14 protein-coding genes are annotated in these 15,441 nt (G+C 48.7%); 10 read left to right on the top strand and 4 right to left on the bottom strand.

Going from position 1 to position 15,441, the window contains the following annotated elements; translation table 11 throughout:
- Positions 1 to 35: 35 nt before the first annotated feature.
- The gene (locus FO446_RS16165; RefSeq protein ID WP_237898515.1) at positions 36 to 1,544 is read left to right on the top strand and encodes a CoA-acylating methylmalonate-semialdehyde dehydrogenase; all 1,509 of its coding nucleotides are present in this window, start codon (positions 36 to 38) and stop codon (positions 1,542 to 1,544) included.
- A gap of 31 nt (positions 1,545 to 1,575) precedes the next feature.
- Positions 1,576 to 2,940: an aspartate aminotransferase family protein gene (locus FO446_RS16160; protein ID WP_173607857.1), complete on the top strand. Its 1,365-nt coding sequence runs from the start codon at positions 1,576 to 1,578 to the stop codon at positions 2,938 to 2,940.
- An 83-nt stretch (positions 2,941 to 3,023) separates the two neighbouring features.
- On the opposite strand, the gene FO446_RS16155 is transcribed toward FO446_RS16160, so the two are convergent.
- Entirely contained in the window at positions 3,024 to 3,347 is a 324-nt protein-coding gene (locus FO446_RS16155) for a MazG nucleotide pyrophosphohydrolase domain-containing protein (RefSeq protein ID WP_173605206.1), read from the bottom strand.
- Positions 3,348 to 3,442: 95 nt separating this feature from the next.
- Here FO446_RS16155 and FO446_RS16150 point away from each other — a divergent pair, with 95 nt between their 5' ends.
- The 3 genes from FO446_RS16150 to FO446_RS16140 all read left to right on the top strand — a co-directional run bounded on the left by FO446_RS16150 (position 3,443) and on the right by FO446_RS16140 (position 6,935).
- Entirely contained in the window at positions 3,443 to 4,024 is a 582-nt protein-coding gene (locus FO446_RS16150; RefSeq protein WP_173607856.1) for an LOG family protein, read from the top strand.
- Positions 4,025 to 4,189: 165 nt separating this feature from the next.
- Complete coding sequence (locus FO446_RS16145; protein ID WP_221868607.1) at positions 4,190 to 5,491, top strand: hypothetical protein; 1,302 nt, start codon at positions 4,190 to 4,192, stop codon at positions 5,489 to 5,491.
- A 184-nt stretch (positions 5,492 to 5,675) separates the two neighbouring features.
- Positions 5,676 to 6,935: a hypothetical protein gene (locus FO446_RS16140; protein ID WP_173607854.1), complete on the top strand. Its 1,260-nt coding sequence runs from the start codon at positions 5,676 to 5,678 to the stop codon at positions 6,933 to 6,935.
- Between the two features lie 10 nt (positions 6,936 to 6,945).
- Here the strand turns inward: FO446_RS16140 and FO446_RS16135 are convergent, their stop codons facing one another.
- Positions 6,946 to 7,374 carry a hypothetical protein gene (locus FO446_RS16135; RefSeq protein ID WP_237898514.1) on the bottom strand — a complete coding sequence of 143 codons (429 nt, stop codon included), beginning with the start codon at positions 7,372 to 7,374 and terminating at the stop codon, positions 6,946 to 6,948.
- Between the two features lie 9 nt (positions 7,375 to 7,383).
- Positions 7,384 to 7,896: a hypothetical protein gene (locus FO446_RS16130; RefSeq protein ID WP_237898512.1), complete on the bottom strand. Its 513-nt coding sequence runs from the start codon at positions 7,894 to 7,896 to the stop codon at positions 7,384 to 7,386.
- A 186-nt stretch (positions 7,897 to 8,082) separates the two neighbouring features.
- Here FO446_RS16130 and FO446_RS16125 point away from each other — a divergent pair, with 186 nt between their 5' ends.
- From FO446_RS16125 to FO446_RS16105, 5 genes are all read left to right on the top strand, one after another.
- Positions 8,083 to 9,429: an NAD(P)-dependent oxidoreductase gene (locus FO446_RS16125; RefSeq protein WP_237898510.1), complete on the top strand. Its 1,347-nt coding sequence runs from the start codon at positions 8,083 to 8,085 to the stop codon at positions 9,427 to 9,429.
- 15 nt (positions 9,430 to 9,444) lie between these two features.
- Positions 9,445 to 10,722, top strand: a complete 1,278-nt coding sequence (preA, locus tag FO446_RS16120) for an NAD-dependent dihydropyrimidine dehydrogenase subunit PreA (RefSeq protein ID WP_232773020.1) — start codon at positions 9,445 to 9,447, stop codon at positions 10,720 to 10,722.
- An 89-nt stretch (positions 10,723 to 10,811) separates the two neighbouring features.
- A complete protein-coding gene (gene hydA / locus FO446_RS16115; protein WP_221868601.1) occupies positions 10,812 to 12,197 on the top strand; it encodes a dihydropyrimidinase in 1,386 nt (461 codons plus the stop codon).
- Positions 12,198 to 12,231: 34 nt separating this feature from the next.
- Entirely contained in the window at positions 12,232 to 13,122 is an 891-nt protein-coding gene (locus FO446_RS16110) for a nitrilase-related carbon-nitrogen hydrolase (protein ID WP_237898508.1), read from the top strand.
- A gap of 89 nt (positions 13,123 to 13,211) precedes the next feature.
- On the top strand, positions 13,212 to 13,724 hold the full coding sequence (locus FO446_RS16105; protein WP_173607847.1) for a hypothetical protein: 513 nt from the start codon (positions 13,212 to 13,214) through the stop codon (positions 13,722 to 13,724).
- 93 nt (positions 13,725 to 13,817) lie between these two features.
- Here the strand turns inward: FO446_RS16105 and FO446_RS16100 are convergent, their stop codons facing one another.
- Positions 13,818 to 15,308 (bottom strand): NCS1 family nucleobase:cation symporter-1, encoded by a 1,491-nt coding sequence (locus FO446_RS16100; protein ID WP_237898507.1) that lies wholly within the window; start codon positions 15,306 to 15,308, stop codon positions 13,818 to 13,820.
- Positions 15,309 to 15,441 lie beyond the last annotated feature (133 nt).

The raw sequence follows: 15,441 nt of genomic DNA, 5'->3' as shown, positions 1-15,441 counted from the left end.
AATTGTCAATCAATTGAACGTGAGGAGTTGAAGGGATGAACACAGCTATCGTTGGAAATCCGTTGCAAAACTACATCGGGGGCCAGTGGGTAGATTCACTGACGACACGTTTTGAAGATGTACCCAATCCGGCAACAGGAGAATTGTTGTCACGCGTACCACTGTCGACGAGAGAAGATGTGGACAAGGCTGTTGCTGCTGCAAAGGAAGCGTTTTTGAGCTGGAGTACTACCCCTGTCGTGGATCGTGCGCGCATTATGTTTCGTTTTCATAGCCTTCTCGTCAAGCACGAGGATGAACTTGCCCGGATGATCACCATGGAGAACGGCAAAAATCTGCCTGAGGCACAGGCAGAGCTATTGCGTGGGTTGGAAATGGTAGAGTTCGCCTGTGGGATGCCGACACTGATGATGGGAGAAACGTTGCCTAATATCGCAAACAGCATCGACAGTCAGGTGATCCGTTTTCCGTTAGGGGTAGTCGGCGGGATTACACCGTTTAATTTCCCTGTGATGGTCCCGATGTGGATGTACCCGATTGCGATAACCGCAGGAAATACGTTTGTCTTAAAGCCCTCGGAGCGCACGCCGCTGTCTTCGATTCGGATTGCCGAACTGCTAAAGGAAGCAGGGCTCCCAGACGGTGTATTCAATGTGGTAAACGGAGCGCATGATGTCGTCAATGGTCTGTTGGAGCATCCGGATGTGAAAGCGATCTCTTTCGTCGGCTCACAGCCGGTAGCAGAATACGTGTACAAGACAGCAGCGGCGAACGGGAAGCGTGTGCAAGCACTGGCTGGAGCGAAGAATCATCATTTAGTCATGCCTGACACGGATTTGAAGCGCGCGGCAAAAACAATTACAAGCTCCGCATTCGGCTGTGCAGGAGAGCGGTGTATGGCAGCCAGCGCTGTCGTAGCTGTCGAGGAGATTGCCGATGAGCTGATCGCGCATCTAATCGAGGAAGCGAATGCTCTCGCGATGGGAAATGGTTTGGAGGAAGGTATCGATCTCGGTCCTGTCATCCGTGATTCGCACTTGTCTAAAGTACATGACTATATTGAAAAAGGTGTCGAGTCTGGTGCCGCACTGGTACGTGATGGTCGCCAGGATGCGGAAAAGCTGCCGGATGGCTACTTCCTCGGGCCAACGATTTTTGACAAGGCAGATGCCGAGATGGTCATTGTACGTGACGAGATTTTCGCGCCTGTCCTGAGTGTGATGCGTGTGAAGGACTTTGAAGAGGGCTTGGAGACCATTAGCCGCTCGCGTTTTGGCAATGGGGCGACCATCTACACGAACAACGGAAAATGGGGAAGAGAATTCGTTCAGCAAGTGGAAGCGGGGATGGTCGGTGTCAATGTAGGGGTGCCTGCTCCGATGGGCTTCTTTGCCTTCTCGGGCTGGAAACAGTCTTTTTACGGTGATTTGCATGCAAATGGAAAAGACGGCGTCCTCTTTTTCACGAAGAAAAAAACGGTCACATCCAGATGGTTCGAAGATGGCGATACCAGCATTGGCTCGCAAAAAGTGTTTGTAAAATAACCTCTTACGAAAAAAGAAGGAGGATTGCGCGATGGAGCAAGGACAAGTGACAAAAGATTTTGATAAAGAGAGCTTGCTGGATGCCGACCGTTCGCATATGTGGCACCATATGTCCCCGTACAACCCCAATCCGATGATCGTAACGGAAGCGAGCGGATCGTGGATCACCGATATCGACGGGAACCGATATCTAGATGGGATGTCTGGCTTGTGGTGCGTCAATGTTGGCTATGGCCGACAGGAGCTCGCAGACGCTGCTTACGAGCAACTGAAGCAATTGGCGTATTTTCCACTCACACAAAGCCACGTACCTGCTATTCGTCTATCCGAGAAGATCAGCGAATGGCTTGGAGAGGAGTATCGCGTTTTCTTTTCCAACAGCGGCTCGGAAGCGAACGAGGTCGCATTCAAGATTGCCCGTCAATATCATCATCAGAACGGGGAGCCGGGCCGTTACAAATTCATTTCGCGCCATCGCGCCTACCACGGGAATACGATGGGGGCCCTCGCTGCAACTGGTCAATCCATACGCAAGGAAAAATACGAGCCATTAGCGCCTGGCTTCCTGCATGTACCGCCGCCTTACTGCTATCGCTGTCCGGCAGGAAAATCGTACGGCAAATGCAATCTGGAGTGCGCCCAATATTACGATCAAGTGATCAATTGGGAAGGAGAAAAGACCGTGGCTGCCGTCATCATGGAGCCGACTATTACCGGGGGAGGCGTCCTCGTTCCTTCGCCGGAATACATGCCAAAAGTGCGTGAAATCTGCGATAAGTACGGTGTGTTGATGATCGTGGATGAGGTCATCTGTGGATTTGGTCGCTCTGGTCAAAAGTTCGGCCACCAAAACTTCGGAATCAAACCAGACATCGTGACCATGGCCAAAGGTATCACAAGTGCATACTTGCCACTTTCTGCAACAGCAGTACGGGCCGAAATCGCAGACAAATTCAATGAGCAGGGGAATAATCTGCATTTCCGACATGTCAATACGTTCGGCGGCAATCCGGCGGCATGTGCGCTTGCCCTGAAAAATCTCGAAATTTTGGAAGAGGAAAAACTGGTGGAGAGAGCGGAGGAACTCGGAGCAGAATTACGTGCCAAGCTGGCTTTTCTCGCAGATCATCCATACGTTGGAGACATTCGCAGCTTCGGTTTCCTGATGGGGATCGAGATGGTAGAGGATCGTAAAACAAAGGAACCTGCGGCGCCGGCGAAATTGACACAGGTCATTGCCGAGTGCAAGAAGCGGGGATTAATTATCGGGCGCAATGGCGACACCATTCCGAGCTTCAACAATGTGCTGACACTCTCACCACCATTTACCACGACGAGCGATGATCTCGATTTTATTGCGCAGGTTATGAAGGAAGCCTTTGATACACTGGAGTAGGAGTAGCTAGAACGAAAAGACGATTAGACGAAAGCAGCGGTAGACTAGGAGATGCGAAAATCCTAGACTGCCGCTGTATGTATTCAACGATGGAGCTGATAGCGCTTTTGCAGCTTTGCTCGATGTGCTTCCAAAATCTCCTCAAAAGGAACCTCGTATTGGTTTGCCAGCAAGATTAAATTCCCAAGTACATCGCCCAGCTCTTCCACCAGCTCCTGCCGCGCTTCCGCTGCGGGTTTCTCCCCTTCATCTGGACGATCTCGACCAATTTCAATGGCGCGTACAGCTCTTGCCAGCTCGCCAGCCTCTTCCATCAGAAAACCTACTCGAATAAACGGACCATACCCTGTCCAACCTCGTTCTTGATAAAAATCTCCTACCCATTTTTGGAACTCAGTTATATTCATATATATCTGTCCCTTCCTGATTTTAGTATAATTATATGACACGCAAAGAAATTTAGGAAAAGCCATTCTACTTCAACAAGTTTTGGGAGGATGACATGAAACGTATTTGTGTTTATGCAGGTTCCAATCCGGGTGTAAATCCACTTTTTGAGCGGTCCGCACAGGAGTTGGGAAAAGAACTGGTCGCTCGTGGTCTTGAATTGGTCTATGGTGGTTCCAGCATGGGACTGATGGGGCGCGTTGCAAATGCAGTACTGGAAAGCGATGGAAAAGCGATCGGCGTCATGCCTACAGGACTGTTCCGCGGAGAAATCGTACATAAAGGGCTGACAGAATTGCATGAGGTCTTGACGATGCACGAGCGCAAAGCGAAAATGATCGATCTGTCTGATGGCTTCATTGCTTTGCCAGGTGGATTGGGTACCTTTGAAGAAATTTTTGAAGTGGTGAGCTGGGGTCAAATTGGCATTCACCAAAAGCCAATTGGACTGCTGAACGTGGATGGCTACTATACGCCGTTGATGCAAATGGTAGAGCATGCAACTGAAGCCGGATTTATTCCCGCTATGCAGGGTGAATTGATCCTGTGCGAGAGTGATCCCGCTGTCTTGCTAGATCGGATGCGAGATTACACACCGCCAGTGAAAGTGAACAAGTGGTCGGAGCTGGATAAATAGAACGTGAAAAAATAACCCGAAGCCTTCCATGTGTGGGAGGAATTCGGGTTATTCTAGTTATTGACAGGATGAATGCAGAAGTGTTAATGTAGTTGATTATATCCCTAGTAAACATATAGGAATAATATCAATATGATTCTTCTTCATACGTCAGGAGGATACTTCATGAACAGATCAGCGAAATGGCTACAACTCTCCACTTCGGCAGCCGTACTCTCGGCGGCGCTCGTTTTTCCAACTGCAGTCGGTGCAACAACGAAAACAACGGTAGAAGCACACGTAGAGTGGAACAGCTTTTTGCAGCAGCAATACGGTGTGAAATTTGACAAGACGGTAACTCGCGAGCAATTCGAGAAAGCATTGCTCAAGATCGTATCTACTACCACAAGTATATCGGAAAAAGACTTGTCAGCCAAAACTTTCTTGCCTGCATCCAAAGATGCCTCCAAGCTGGTTGTATGGGAAGCAGTCAGTGCTGCCGTAAAAGCTGCAGAGTTAAAAGAGCTCGGGTATACATATAGCGAGGAAAAAGCAGCGGCTGCCTTGAAAAAAGCAGGGATTTCGTATAAAAAAGGCAGCACGCTTACTTTGCAGGCTGCACAAGAGCTGGCTGTAGCCATTGACACGGGGCTTGTGTCCGCCAATGCGTTGAAGTCAGCTTCTATAGAAGGAGCAGTATCCGCAGAGCTTGCTAGTCAATTGCTAGCAAAAGTAGCAGAGTTCCATGGCTCTGCCAAAAACTTTCTGGGAACAATCGCCGATGAAGAGATTTTTGGCAAGCTCGCACAGGCGTGGAATGAATCGCAAATCATTAAAGCAGGTGAATTACAAGAGCTCGTAGACAAAGGCTTGAAGCAAAATCTGATTACTGGCTACAATTTGAAGGATGCCGCATTCGATCCTCATTTTGATCCGCAGCGCACAATTACGTATGGGCATAGTGATATCGCTCACGCCATTCAATTAATCGGCCTGTTAAAAAGTGAAGGCGTCAATGCCAAGGTTCAATTTGAACCAAAAACATCTGCCTTCATTTACTTGAAGGAATGGGGAGAGCCCGTTCAAACAGCCGATTATGAAGTGGTTCAGATTGAAAACGGCAACTACATTGCGTATGCCAAGGAGTACGATCTCAGCCTGGAATTCGACAGCGTAGAAGCGAAGAAGAAATTCCAGCCACTTGTTTTGAAATATGCCAAACGGGATCAAGAGGACATGACTGGATTGCTCAAGGCTTCTTGGTGGCAGCCGCTTTATCATTCCCGTACAGAGCTGGCAGATTATGCTGTCATTACGAACAACGTGTTAAAAGATAGTCGTTATGTCGTGCAGTCTTTCTCGCTGAATGAAGAATCTCCAAAAGTTGTGGAAGGCTTCCATAAGCTGAATGACAAGGTAAAGGTAGAGACATACAAGTTTTGGGTAGATCAACCGTTCTTCAATTATCTCAACGGTGAATCGAAGTAAATCAAGTGCATTGAAAAGCGTCCTTCCCTTCAAAAAATGGGGGAAAGGACGCTTTATTCTGTTACATTGATAATGGATAAAAAACTTTTTAGCGGATTTTGTCTATTTCTGGTATAATTTAGGGATAACCGTTGTTTTATGGCGATGGTTGTATAGTCATGCTGATAGTTTGGGAGGGAATGAAGTGGAAAAGAAAGCGATAATGCTACTGTTGTCCTGCTGTTTGTTCGCTTCGACAGCATTCGCAGCAAGCGCATCAACGACAATGCCAATCACACCGCAAAGCGGTACTGGAACATCCGTGCAGGCACCAGCAGATTTGTCAAAAGGGCTGCTCGTGAATACCTTCACTTCCCATCAGTGGAAACAAGATTCGCTTACGAAGCTACTGGGAAAATCCGTGAAAGAATTTGATGATTATGTGTATTATCCACAAGGAATCAGCATGAAGTGGGACGAAAACAAGCAAGCGTTTGCCGTTCTCGTTGAACCTTCCTATAAAGGCGAAGTTGTCAAAGGGATTACGACCTCCAAAAGAAAAGACGAGATCGTCCGAGTCTTGGGTAAACCACATTTTTCCGATGAAAAGCTTGCGTTGATTGGCTATGCAGAACAGGGCTATTACTTGTTTTTCACGTTTGCGCAGGATAAAGTAAAAGCCATTTCTATTTATCGGCGTGATCAGATCACCGATACGAAAGCGCTTGTTGATATGGCAAAAAATTTACAAGACGATGGTGAGAAATTAGGGGCACCCGCCGAATATGCTGATTTTTCTATCTTTGGTGCTTGGGGTAAGCCGGATTTTACGTATCATCTCAGGGGAATCGGTACATATGCGTGGGAGTATCCATCCAGAGGCATCGCCTACGATGGTATGCCAGAGGATGCAACGCTAACCATCTACAGTAATTTTTCGAGCAAAGACACGCTCGCAGATTTGAAAAACGTAAAGAACATCGTCTTTTCCAAAGAAGATTCCCTGTTCTTGATCGAAAAACTGAGAATCGAAACGGAAAAAGAAAAAATCGAATTGGCGAAAAAAGCTGGAATCCCTTCACCAGACAAGAAAAAAATCGCAGTGATTGATTCAGACAATTTGTACAATACCGCGAATATTCGTTTCTACCAGCCGGATTACACACCGCAAGCTCAACTGTTTCCAGGTTATTTTATCGATGAAGTAACATGGTTGGACAACAACTGGGTCTTGTATCAGACAATGATGGGTGTGGGAGTTTATCATGTCACAACACATGAAAAGATAGAAATTGTAGGGATGGAGAAAAAGGCAAACGAGCCTTTTGATATGCTGGATGTCAATGCAGTCAAGCCTGATCTGACGAAAAAAGCAATTGTGTTTGAGGTCAGCATGAAAGAGAAGAAACAGACTTTCACGGTTCGCTATCAAATCACGGGTGACAAAATCACGTTCTCCTGGTAGAGAATAGGGATTAGCGTTCTTTTTTTGCGCTGATGGGTGAGCTGGCTGCTTCCTTTTCAGCCAAATACGAGCGCATGCCTCGAACAAACAACTCACGAAGGATTTCCTGCTGCGTTTTGCTGCTGACGAGAGAGCGAATGAGCTCCAGCTCAGCTACCAATTCTGAATCAAGGTGAAGGTTGACAGTTTTCCCTTTGGTTCGTGGGTGCAGCTCGTAGTACTCCGTTGATTTTTTTACGATTCCTTCGAAGACAACAGCTTCGTCCAACCATTCCTGGTCGGGTATAAACAAGCATGGTGCTTCTAAAATAATATGGGTCAGTTCTTCGCTAAATCGAATAGCGAGGGTCTGGCCCTTTTTTTTATGCAAGTCGCGGATTTGTCGTGATCTCTCTTGATTGGCAACTGTATTTTCCAGCGTGATTACGGCCAGTTCCATAGTGCCTCCTTACGGGATGAGCAGTTCTTCTTCCGGTACCGACAACAATACTTCTCCCGTTTTTTCCAATTGGACTTGGTAGGTGAAGTGCTGATCGCTTCGCTCGACGGAGGTGATGATTCCCCAGCAGCAAGTGCTATCTTTTGTGAGCTGGACACGATCCAAAACTTCATAGCTCGGGCGAAGATACCCTTTTTTATATAGATAATTGAGCACGGATTCACGAGGAAAAAGAAATCGTTTGTTTCCTTGTTTACTGACCAAAAGGGGGAAGGTCTCCCGTTCGTCTATACAATCCCCTAAATAGCCTTGATCTGCCCAGCGTTTGACGGTAGCCATACTGCCGATACGGCCAGTCTTTGTCTCCAGGATGTCGAGTATTTCGCGTGAAGAGAGAAACGCTCTGCGCCTTTCGAGTTGCATCAGGTAGTTTTGGCGCTCGGTTTCCAAGTGGCTGAGAAGCGCTTGTGCTTCCGCGATTTTTTGTTTCACTACCTTGATCTCCAGATCGTAATCCTTCATACGGGACGGCCCTTTCTTCCTTGTTTGTTTTTATCCTATTCGATCATGAAATCATTCATGTCAATTCCAGCAGATTGATTTCGTTTCCTCACTAGGCAAATACGAAATGTAACAATCATAAAAAAGCGATTTCGCACATTGATTAATAGCAAGCATGTTTAGATCTGGTGAGGAGGTTGTGGACCGATGAGCATATCGAATGAGCTCGCGAAAAATTTCGCGGAAGTCGTGCCTGCCCTAAAACCGATGGAAGCCATCCATGAGGCGAATCGCTGCCTGTATTGCTACGACGCACCCTGTATCAAGGCTTGTCCCACGTCGATTGACATCCCTTCCTTCATCAAAAAAATTGCGACCGGAAATTTGTTCGGATCAGCCCGGACGATCATGGAATCGAATCCCGTCGGGGCGAGCTGCGCGCGCGTATGTCCAACAGAGGAGCTGTGTGAAGGGGCCTGTGTACTCAATTCGGCCTCCAAGCCCATCATGATCGGCCTTCTCCAGCGTCATGCGACAGACTGGGCAATCGAAAATCAAGCAACGCTTTTTTCAAAAGGCGAAACAAATGGTAAACGGGTAGCCATCGTCGGAGCAGGCCCGGCGGGATTATCAGCAGCGCGTGAGCTTGCGCGTCTCGGCTACACGGTTACGGTTTTTGAAGCAAAGGAAAAAGCGGGAGGATTGAACACGTACGGCATCGTGTCGTTCCGGCTGCCACAGGAAATTTCGCTATGGGAAGTAGAGCAAGTAGAGGCATTGGGGGTAGAGATACGTACGAATACGCGAATCGGCGTGGATGTAGGGACAGAGGAGCTATTGGACCAGTATGATTCTATTCTGTTGGCAGTCGGTATGGGCAATGTCCCTCAGCTTCATATCCCGGGAGAAGAAGTGGAAGGTGTCCTCGATGCCATTGCACTCGTGGAGGAGACCAAGACTAAACCACTGTCAGACGAGATGCTCGGCAAAAAAGTCGTCATTATTGGTGCGGGCAATACGGCGATTGACGCTGCCACCTGTTCCAAACGGCTGGGTGCAGACAATGTTCAGATTTTGTATCGGCGGACCGTTCAAGAGATGTCCTGTTATCAGTTTGAATACGAATTCGCCAAGCAGGATGGCGTAGAATTCCGCTGGCTCGTTGCCCCAACCCGTGTAATCGAGGAAAACGGCCGAGTGAAGGGACTGGAACTCGTGCGAATGGAGCTAGGTGAGCCGGATGAGAAAGGTAGAAAGCGTCCAGTAGAAATTCCGGGCAGTCATTTTGTCATCGAAGTAGATTATGTCGTGAAGGCGATCGGACAAAACAGACATTTGTCATTGATTGAAGCATTCGGGCTCCAGCATCGCAATGGGATTGTTGAGGTCGAGGAAGGCACCTATCGAACCTCCCATGTCAAAGTTTACGCAGCGGGCGATGTCATTTTTGGTGGAGGCAAAACAGATGCGATGGTAGTCGATGCAGCCAATCACGGGAAACGAGCGGCTTATGCCATCCACCAATCGCTCCGTGATCAAAAACAGCCAGTATAAAGGAGGAGACCTATCATGGCAGATCTCAGCATTAATCTGGCGGGAATCCAGTCCCCGAATCCATTCTGGTTGGCCTCTGCACCACCGACCAATTCAGGCTACCAAGTACAGCGTGCCTTTGAAGCGGGCTGGGGTGGCGCGGTCTGGAAGACACTCGGAGAGCCGATCATCAACGTCACTTCTCGCTTTGCCGGTCTGAACTTCGGGGGACAGCGCGTCTTTGGTTTCAACAACATTGAACTGATTACGGACAAACCGCTTGAGGTCAATTTGAAGGAAATGGATGAAACGAAGCGTCGCTTTCCGAAGCACACGTTGATTGCTTCGCTCATGGTTGAACATAAACAGGAAGCATGGCACGAGATTGTCAAAAAGGTGGAGGCAATTGGTGTAGACGGTCTGGAGCTGAATTTCGGCTGTCCGCACGGCATGGCAGAACGCGGGATGGGCTCTGCGGTCGGTCAGCATCCAGATTTGATCAGGCAACAGGTCGAATGGGTAAAAGAAGTCGCCCAAACCCCTGTCATCGTCAAGCTCACCCCAAATATTACGGACATTCGCTTTACTGCACGGGCCGCGAGTCAGGGAGGAGCCGATGCCATTAGCATGATCAACACAATTAACAGCTTGATGGGGGTTGATCTCGACAAATGGCTGCCGATCCCACATGTGGATGGAAAAGGGGCACACGGCGGCTATTGTGGACCAGCAGTCAAACCAATCGCTCTGAACATGGTCGCAGAATGTGCACGCGATCCCAAGGTTGGTATCCCGATCTCTGGCATTGGAGGTATCTCGGATTGGCACGATACCGTTGAATTTTTGCTGATGGGTGCAACGGGTGTTCAAGTATGTACAGCCGCCATGCATCATGGATTCCGGATCGTGGAAGACATGATTGATGGGCTTAATAATTACCTGGATCAGCGCGGAATTGCCTCCGTGATGGACATTGTCGGAAAAGCCGTGCATACGTACTCGGATTGGGGACATCTGAATCTGAATTACAAGGTCGTGGCGCGCATTCATGAAGAGACCTGTATCAATTGCAACAAGTGTCATATCGCTTGTGAGGACACCTCGCATCAATGCATTGACATTGTTCCTGATCCATCGACTGGCAAAGAGCGTTTGGTTGTACGAGAAGAGGATTGTGTAGGCTGTAATTTGTGCTCCATCGTTTGCCCAGTGGAAGGAACGATCGAGATGGTCGAAATCCCGAGCGACAAAGCCCCTCTTAGCTGGAATCAGCGACAGGCTGCTTTGGCTGCGGGTGGCAGTTGTGAGCTGTAGTGTAGTCATGTTTTCGGCGTGGGGTGCATAGCGTGTACAAGAGAAGGCATGTCTACTCGGTGACGGGTTGAAGGGGAGATGATCATCGGATGAAAAAATGGATTCGAAATGGCACAGTCGTGACAGCGTCAGACACGTATCAGGCGGACATTTTGATCGAAGGGGAAAAAATAGTTGCAATCGGCTCCAATCTGGATGGGAAAGATGCCGAAATGATCGATGCTACCGGATACTATGTTTTCCCAGGAGGGATTGACCCACATACCCATCTTGATATGCCTTTTGGCGGAACGGTTACTTCCGACAATTTTTATACAGGCACGAAGGCAGCGGCATTTGGAGGGACAACGAGCATCATCGATTTTTGCCTGACGAATAAAGGAGAGCCGTTGCATTCATCTATTTCGACCTGGCACGAAAAAGCAAGGGGCAAAGCGGTTATCGACTATGGCTTCCACTTGATGGTTTCAGATGCGAACGATCAAGTGCTCGAGGAATTGGGAGCAGTCGTACGAAATGAAGGGATAACTTCGCTCAAGGTATTCATGGCCTACAAAAATGTGCTGATGGCCGATGATGAGACGCTATTTAAAACGCTGGTTCGGGCTAAGGAGCTAGGTGCCCTGGTACAGGTTCATGCAGAAAATGGAGACGTTCTGGATTATTTGATCAAGCAGGCGATTGCAAAAGGGCAGACAGACCCCGTGTACCACGCCTACACTCGTCCACCTGAAGCAGAAGGAGAAGCGACAGGACGTGCGATTGCATTGACTGCACTGGCAGATGCCCAGCTGTATGTCGTGCATGTATCGTGTGCAGAAGCGGTGCGCCGGATCGCAGAGGCTCGCGAAAAGGGGTGGAATGTGTACGGGGAGACATGCCCGCAATATTTGGTGCTCGATATTACAGATCTACAGAAGCCGGGCTTTGAAGGAGCGAAGTACGTCTGGTCCCCTCCGCTCCGGGAAAAGTGGAATCAAGACGTCTTGTGGAGCGCGTTGAAAAACGGCATCTTGCAAACGGTTGGCTCTGACCATTGCGCCTTTAATTTCTCCGGTCAAAAAGAGCTGGGGCTAGGGGATTTCACGAAAATCCCGAACGGTGGACCAATCATTGAGGATCGGATGCGCCTCCTTTTCTCGGAAGGGGTAGCGAAGGACAAGATCAGCCTCAATCAATTCGTCGATATGACCTCTACAAAAGTAGCCAAACTGTTCGGGATGTTCCCGCAGAAAGGAACGATTGCGGTAGGCTCAGACGCGGATATCGTATTGTTTGATCCAACTTTGAAACGAACGATCTCCGTTGAAACTCACCACATGAATGTCGACTACAATCCATTTGAAGGAATGGTGGTGAACGGCGATATTATTTCGGTACTTTCGCGGGGCTCTTTTGTCATTCGCGATCAGCAATTCGTCGGGCAAGCCGGGGCTGGACGCTTTGTAAAACGATCGACCTTTGCAAGACCGTAATAAGGGAGAGTGTAAAAAGGCGAGGAGGGCGTTTATGGCAGATATCATTCGTATCGGCTTGATTCAATCGAAAAACGATGTCGACGGAGACGAACCGGTTCATTTGCACAAAGAAAAAGCCATTGAGAAGCATGAGAGGATGGTGCGGGAGGCTGCGGCCAAGGGGGCACAAATCATCTGTCTGCAAGAAATCTTCTACGGCCCGTATTTTTGTGCCGAACAGCAACCGAAATGGTATGAGTCAGCAGAAGAAGTCCCAAATGGGCCGACTGTGCAACATTTCTCTTCCCTAGCTCGCGAGTTAGGAACCGTACTCATTTTACCTGTGTACGAACGCGTCGGGATCGGTACGTATTACAACACCGCCGCAGTGATTGATGCGGACGGCACGTATTTGGGCAAATATCGCAAGCAGCATATTCCGCATGTCGGAGTGGGCAGCAGTGGCTGCGGATTTTGGGAGAAATATTACTTTAAGCCCGGCAATCTCGGGTATCCCGTTTTTGAAACCGCTTTTGCCAAGGTCGGGGTCTATATATGCTATGACCGTCATTTTCCAGAAGGCGCACGATTGCTTGGCTTGAACGGAGCAGAGATTGTCTTTAATCCGTCCGCGACGGTAGCGGGCTTATCCGAATACTTGTGGAAGCTCGAGCAGCCTGCTCATGCGGTAGCCAACGGTTATTATGTGGCTGCGATCAATCGGGTAGGGACTGAAGCACCGTGGAACATGGGCGAGTTTTACGGACAATCGTACTTGGTCGATCCGCGCGGACAATTTGTCGCTATGGGGAGCAGGGATCAGGATGAGGTTATTGTCGCTGAAATGGATCGCAACAAAATTCATGAGGTGCGGGATACGTGGCAATTTTACCGGGATCGCAGACCGGAGACTTACGAAGATATGGTAAAGCTATTACCTTAATAAAAGAGTGAGGGAGGTGCTGGAAACGCGCCTTCCTCCTTTTCACATCATTGGAAGGATTCCATCAGAGTCAAAAGGAGCGTTCAGGGATGAGGCAGACTGTATATCGAGGGGTCGAATATGGCGAGGGACTTCGCGTCGTGAAAGCGCAAAAGTATGAGAGGGCAGAACGGCGTCATTTTACAAACGGTGCGAGTGCAAAGGCAGTGTTTGGGGCAGGTGTTTACTTGGTGAGCAATCCCGAAATCGCCGCACAGTATGCGATTTGTCATGCAGAAACCAATGGGGAGAAGGCAGTGGTGCTGAGCCAGCGGCTTCATTTGCAGGGTCTCGTTTGTTTGGACGAGCGCTATGGGGAAAATGAACTGCGCATCGATGCATTGCGTGCTGCTTTTTCAGAAGAGGAACTCGAACAGAGACAAAACGGAATGGGCTATGAAGAGTGGCTGAAATGGACAGGGGATAAGGTGCGTGCGTATTTGATTGCCTGTGGATACCGGGGGATTCGGTACCGGATCAGCCCGGAGCTAACGTATTATATTTGCTATGAGCCTGATGTTCAAATTGAAGAGATTGCGATTCTATCTGTGCTTGATGTGTGAGAAAGAGACGGTGACTATCGACTTATGTAAGTAAGGAAAACGAAAGACTGGCAAACCCAACGAGGGCAGCCAGTCTTTTTTGGTAGCTTGCTATTAGGAAGCAATCGTTTGTTTGTTGTTTGCCGTGATTTTCTCGTAATCGTTGGCACTCAAGATCGAAGCATCATTTTTCATTATCCACGTGTAAATCATGAGTGAGATCAGTAGTCCGACAGTCCAAGCATTGTCCCAAATAATGGTTAAGCCCGGAATGTATTTACTTATAAAAGGAATCGCAATCCCGATTAGCATTGCCCAGATGGCTCTGCCATTAAAGCCTGTTTTGTAGTTGTAGATCCCGTTTGTTTTGTACAACTCTGTTAAATGAATGCGCCGCTTGCGCACGAGCCAATAGTCGGCGATGGCTATTCCATCAATCGGGCCTAACAAGGCTCCATACGTTCCGAGCCATAAAAAGATGTAGTTGCCGAAGTTCTCTAAAATGTACCAAGGCTGCATCAAGAGTGACACGACCCCGGCGATGACGGCACCGGCTTCATACGAGAGACGGCGAGGGGCCAGATTCTCCACTGCCCGGGCGGGAGCAACGATATTGGCCGCTACGTTGGTCGTCAATGTGGCAAGAATAATTCCAATTGTTCCGAGGAAAATGGCGAAAGGCGAGAATTTAGCCAACACGGCAGCAGGATCCCACAACGCTTCTCCGTAAATAACGACAGTAGCAGAAGCGACAGCAACTCCGATGAACGAGAAGAAACCCATCGTGGTCGGCAACGAAGAGGATTGTCCGATGACTTGGGCTTTTTGACTTTTGGCATACCGACAGAAATCCGGAATGTTGAGGGCCATTGTTGCCCAAAAAGCAATCGCTCCCGTCAATGCTGGGAAGAAAACCTTCAGGAATTCTGCAGTGGTAGTGAATTTCGAAGGGGCAGAGAGCATCGGTCCCCATCCGCCTGCTTTCGTAAGCGCCCAGACGAGGAGAGCCAAACTCATAATGATCAGGACGGGAGCAGCCCAAGCCTCCATTTTTTTGATCGCTTCGGGACCTCGATACGCGACCCATACGTTTAACAGCCAAAAGCCAAAGAAGGATATCCAGAGATGTCCGGGAACATTTGCCCAGCCTGTCATCGACATGAGGAGTGTATCGATGGCAGCACCTCCGAACCAACAGTTGATGCCAAACCAGCCAGCACCAATCAAACCGCGTGCAACAGCAGGGATGTGCGCTCCTTTGGAGCCGAACCAGAGGCGCGCAAAAACAGGATACGGAATGCCGAATTTCGTCCCGGCATGAGAATTGAGAAGAATAGGAATAAGGACAATACAGTTACCGAGAATGATCGTCAAAATGGCCTGCCACCAGTTCATACCCAAGGAAATTAACCCTGCCGCCATTGCATACGTCGGCAAACAGATCGACATACCAATCCACAAGCTGGCGAAGTTGTAAGATGTCCATGTGTGCTCTGCTGTCCTCGTCGGCCGCAGCCCTTCATTATAAAGCGGACTGTTCTTGATTGCATCTTCGCCTTCTTTTGTCAGGGTAACGATTCCATTTGATACCGTTTGCGTCTTCACTTCTTTCCCTCCTTTGCTTTTCAAGATGTCTCGTATTCGGACAAGCGCCCTAGTTTGTCTTGAATACAAGTTGTAACATTATATTGGGGGAAAGAAGGCCTAATACCTGATTTTTTGTCGTAAAAACGCAGCC

It is taken from the genome of Brevibacillus brevis (genome assembly GCF_022026395.1).
GTDB lineage: Bacteria > Bacillota > Bacilli > Brevibacillales > Brevibacillaceae > Brevibacillus.
The sequence above is the reverse complement of the archived record's forward strand: the minus strand, read 5'-3'. Positions and strand labels throughout refer to the sequence as shown.

Excerpts from the sequence above, each read along its gene's own strand:
- FO446_RS16165 (WP_237898515.1), top strand. The coding sequence starts at position 36 with ATGAACACAGCTATCGTTGGAAATCCGTTGCAAAACTACATCGGGGGC.
- FO446_RS16160 (WP_173607857.1), top strand. The coding sequence starts at position 1,576 with ATGGAGCAAGGACAAGTGACAAAAGATTTTGATAAAGAGAGCTTGCTG.
- FO446_RS16155 (WP_173605206.1), bottom strand. The coding sequence starts at position 3,347 with ATGAATATAACTGAGTTCCAAAAATGGGTAGGAGATTTTTATCAAGAA.
- FO446_RS16150 (WP_173607856.1), top strand. The coding sequence starts at position 3,443 with ATGAAACGTATTTGTGTTTATGCAGGTTCCAATCCGGGTGTAAATCCA.
- FO446_RS16145 (WP_221868607.1), top strand. The coding sequence starts at position 4,190 with ATGAACAGATCAGCGAAATGGCTACAACTCTCCACTTCGGCAGCCGTA.
- FO446_RS16135 (WP_237898514.1), bottom strand. The coding sequence starts at position 7,374 with ATGGAACTGGCCGTAATCACGCTGGAAAATACAGTTGCCAATCAAGAG.
- FO446_RS16130 (WP_237898512.1), bottom strand. The coding sequence starts at position 7,896 with ATGAAGGATTACGATCTGGAGATCAAGGTAGTGAAACAAAAAATCGCG.
- FO446_RS16125 (WP_237898510.1), top strand. The coding sequence starts at position 8,083 with ATGAGCATATCGAATGAGCTCGCGAAAAATTTCGCGGAAGTCGTGCCT.
- preA (WP_232773020.1), top strand. The coding sequence starts at position 9,445 with ATGGCAGATCTCAGCATTAATCTGGCGGGAATCCAGTCCCCGAATCCA.
- hydA (WP_221868601.1), top strand. The coding sequence starts at position 10,812 with ATGAAAAAATGGATTCGAAATGGCACAGTCGTGACAGCGTCAGACACG.
- FO446_RS16110 (WP_237898508.1), top strand. The coding sequence starts at position 12,232 with ATGGCAGATATCATTCGTATCGGCTTGATTCAATCGAAAAACGATGTC.
- FO446_RS16105 (WP_173607847.1), top strand. The coding sequence starts at position 13,212 with ATGAGGCAGACTGTATATCGAGGGGTCGAATATGGCGAGGGACTTCGC.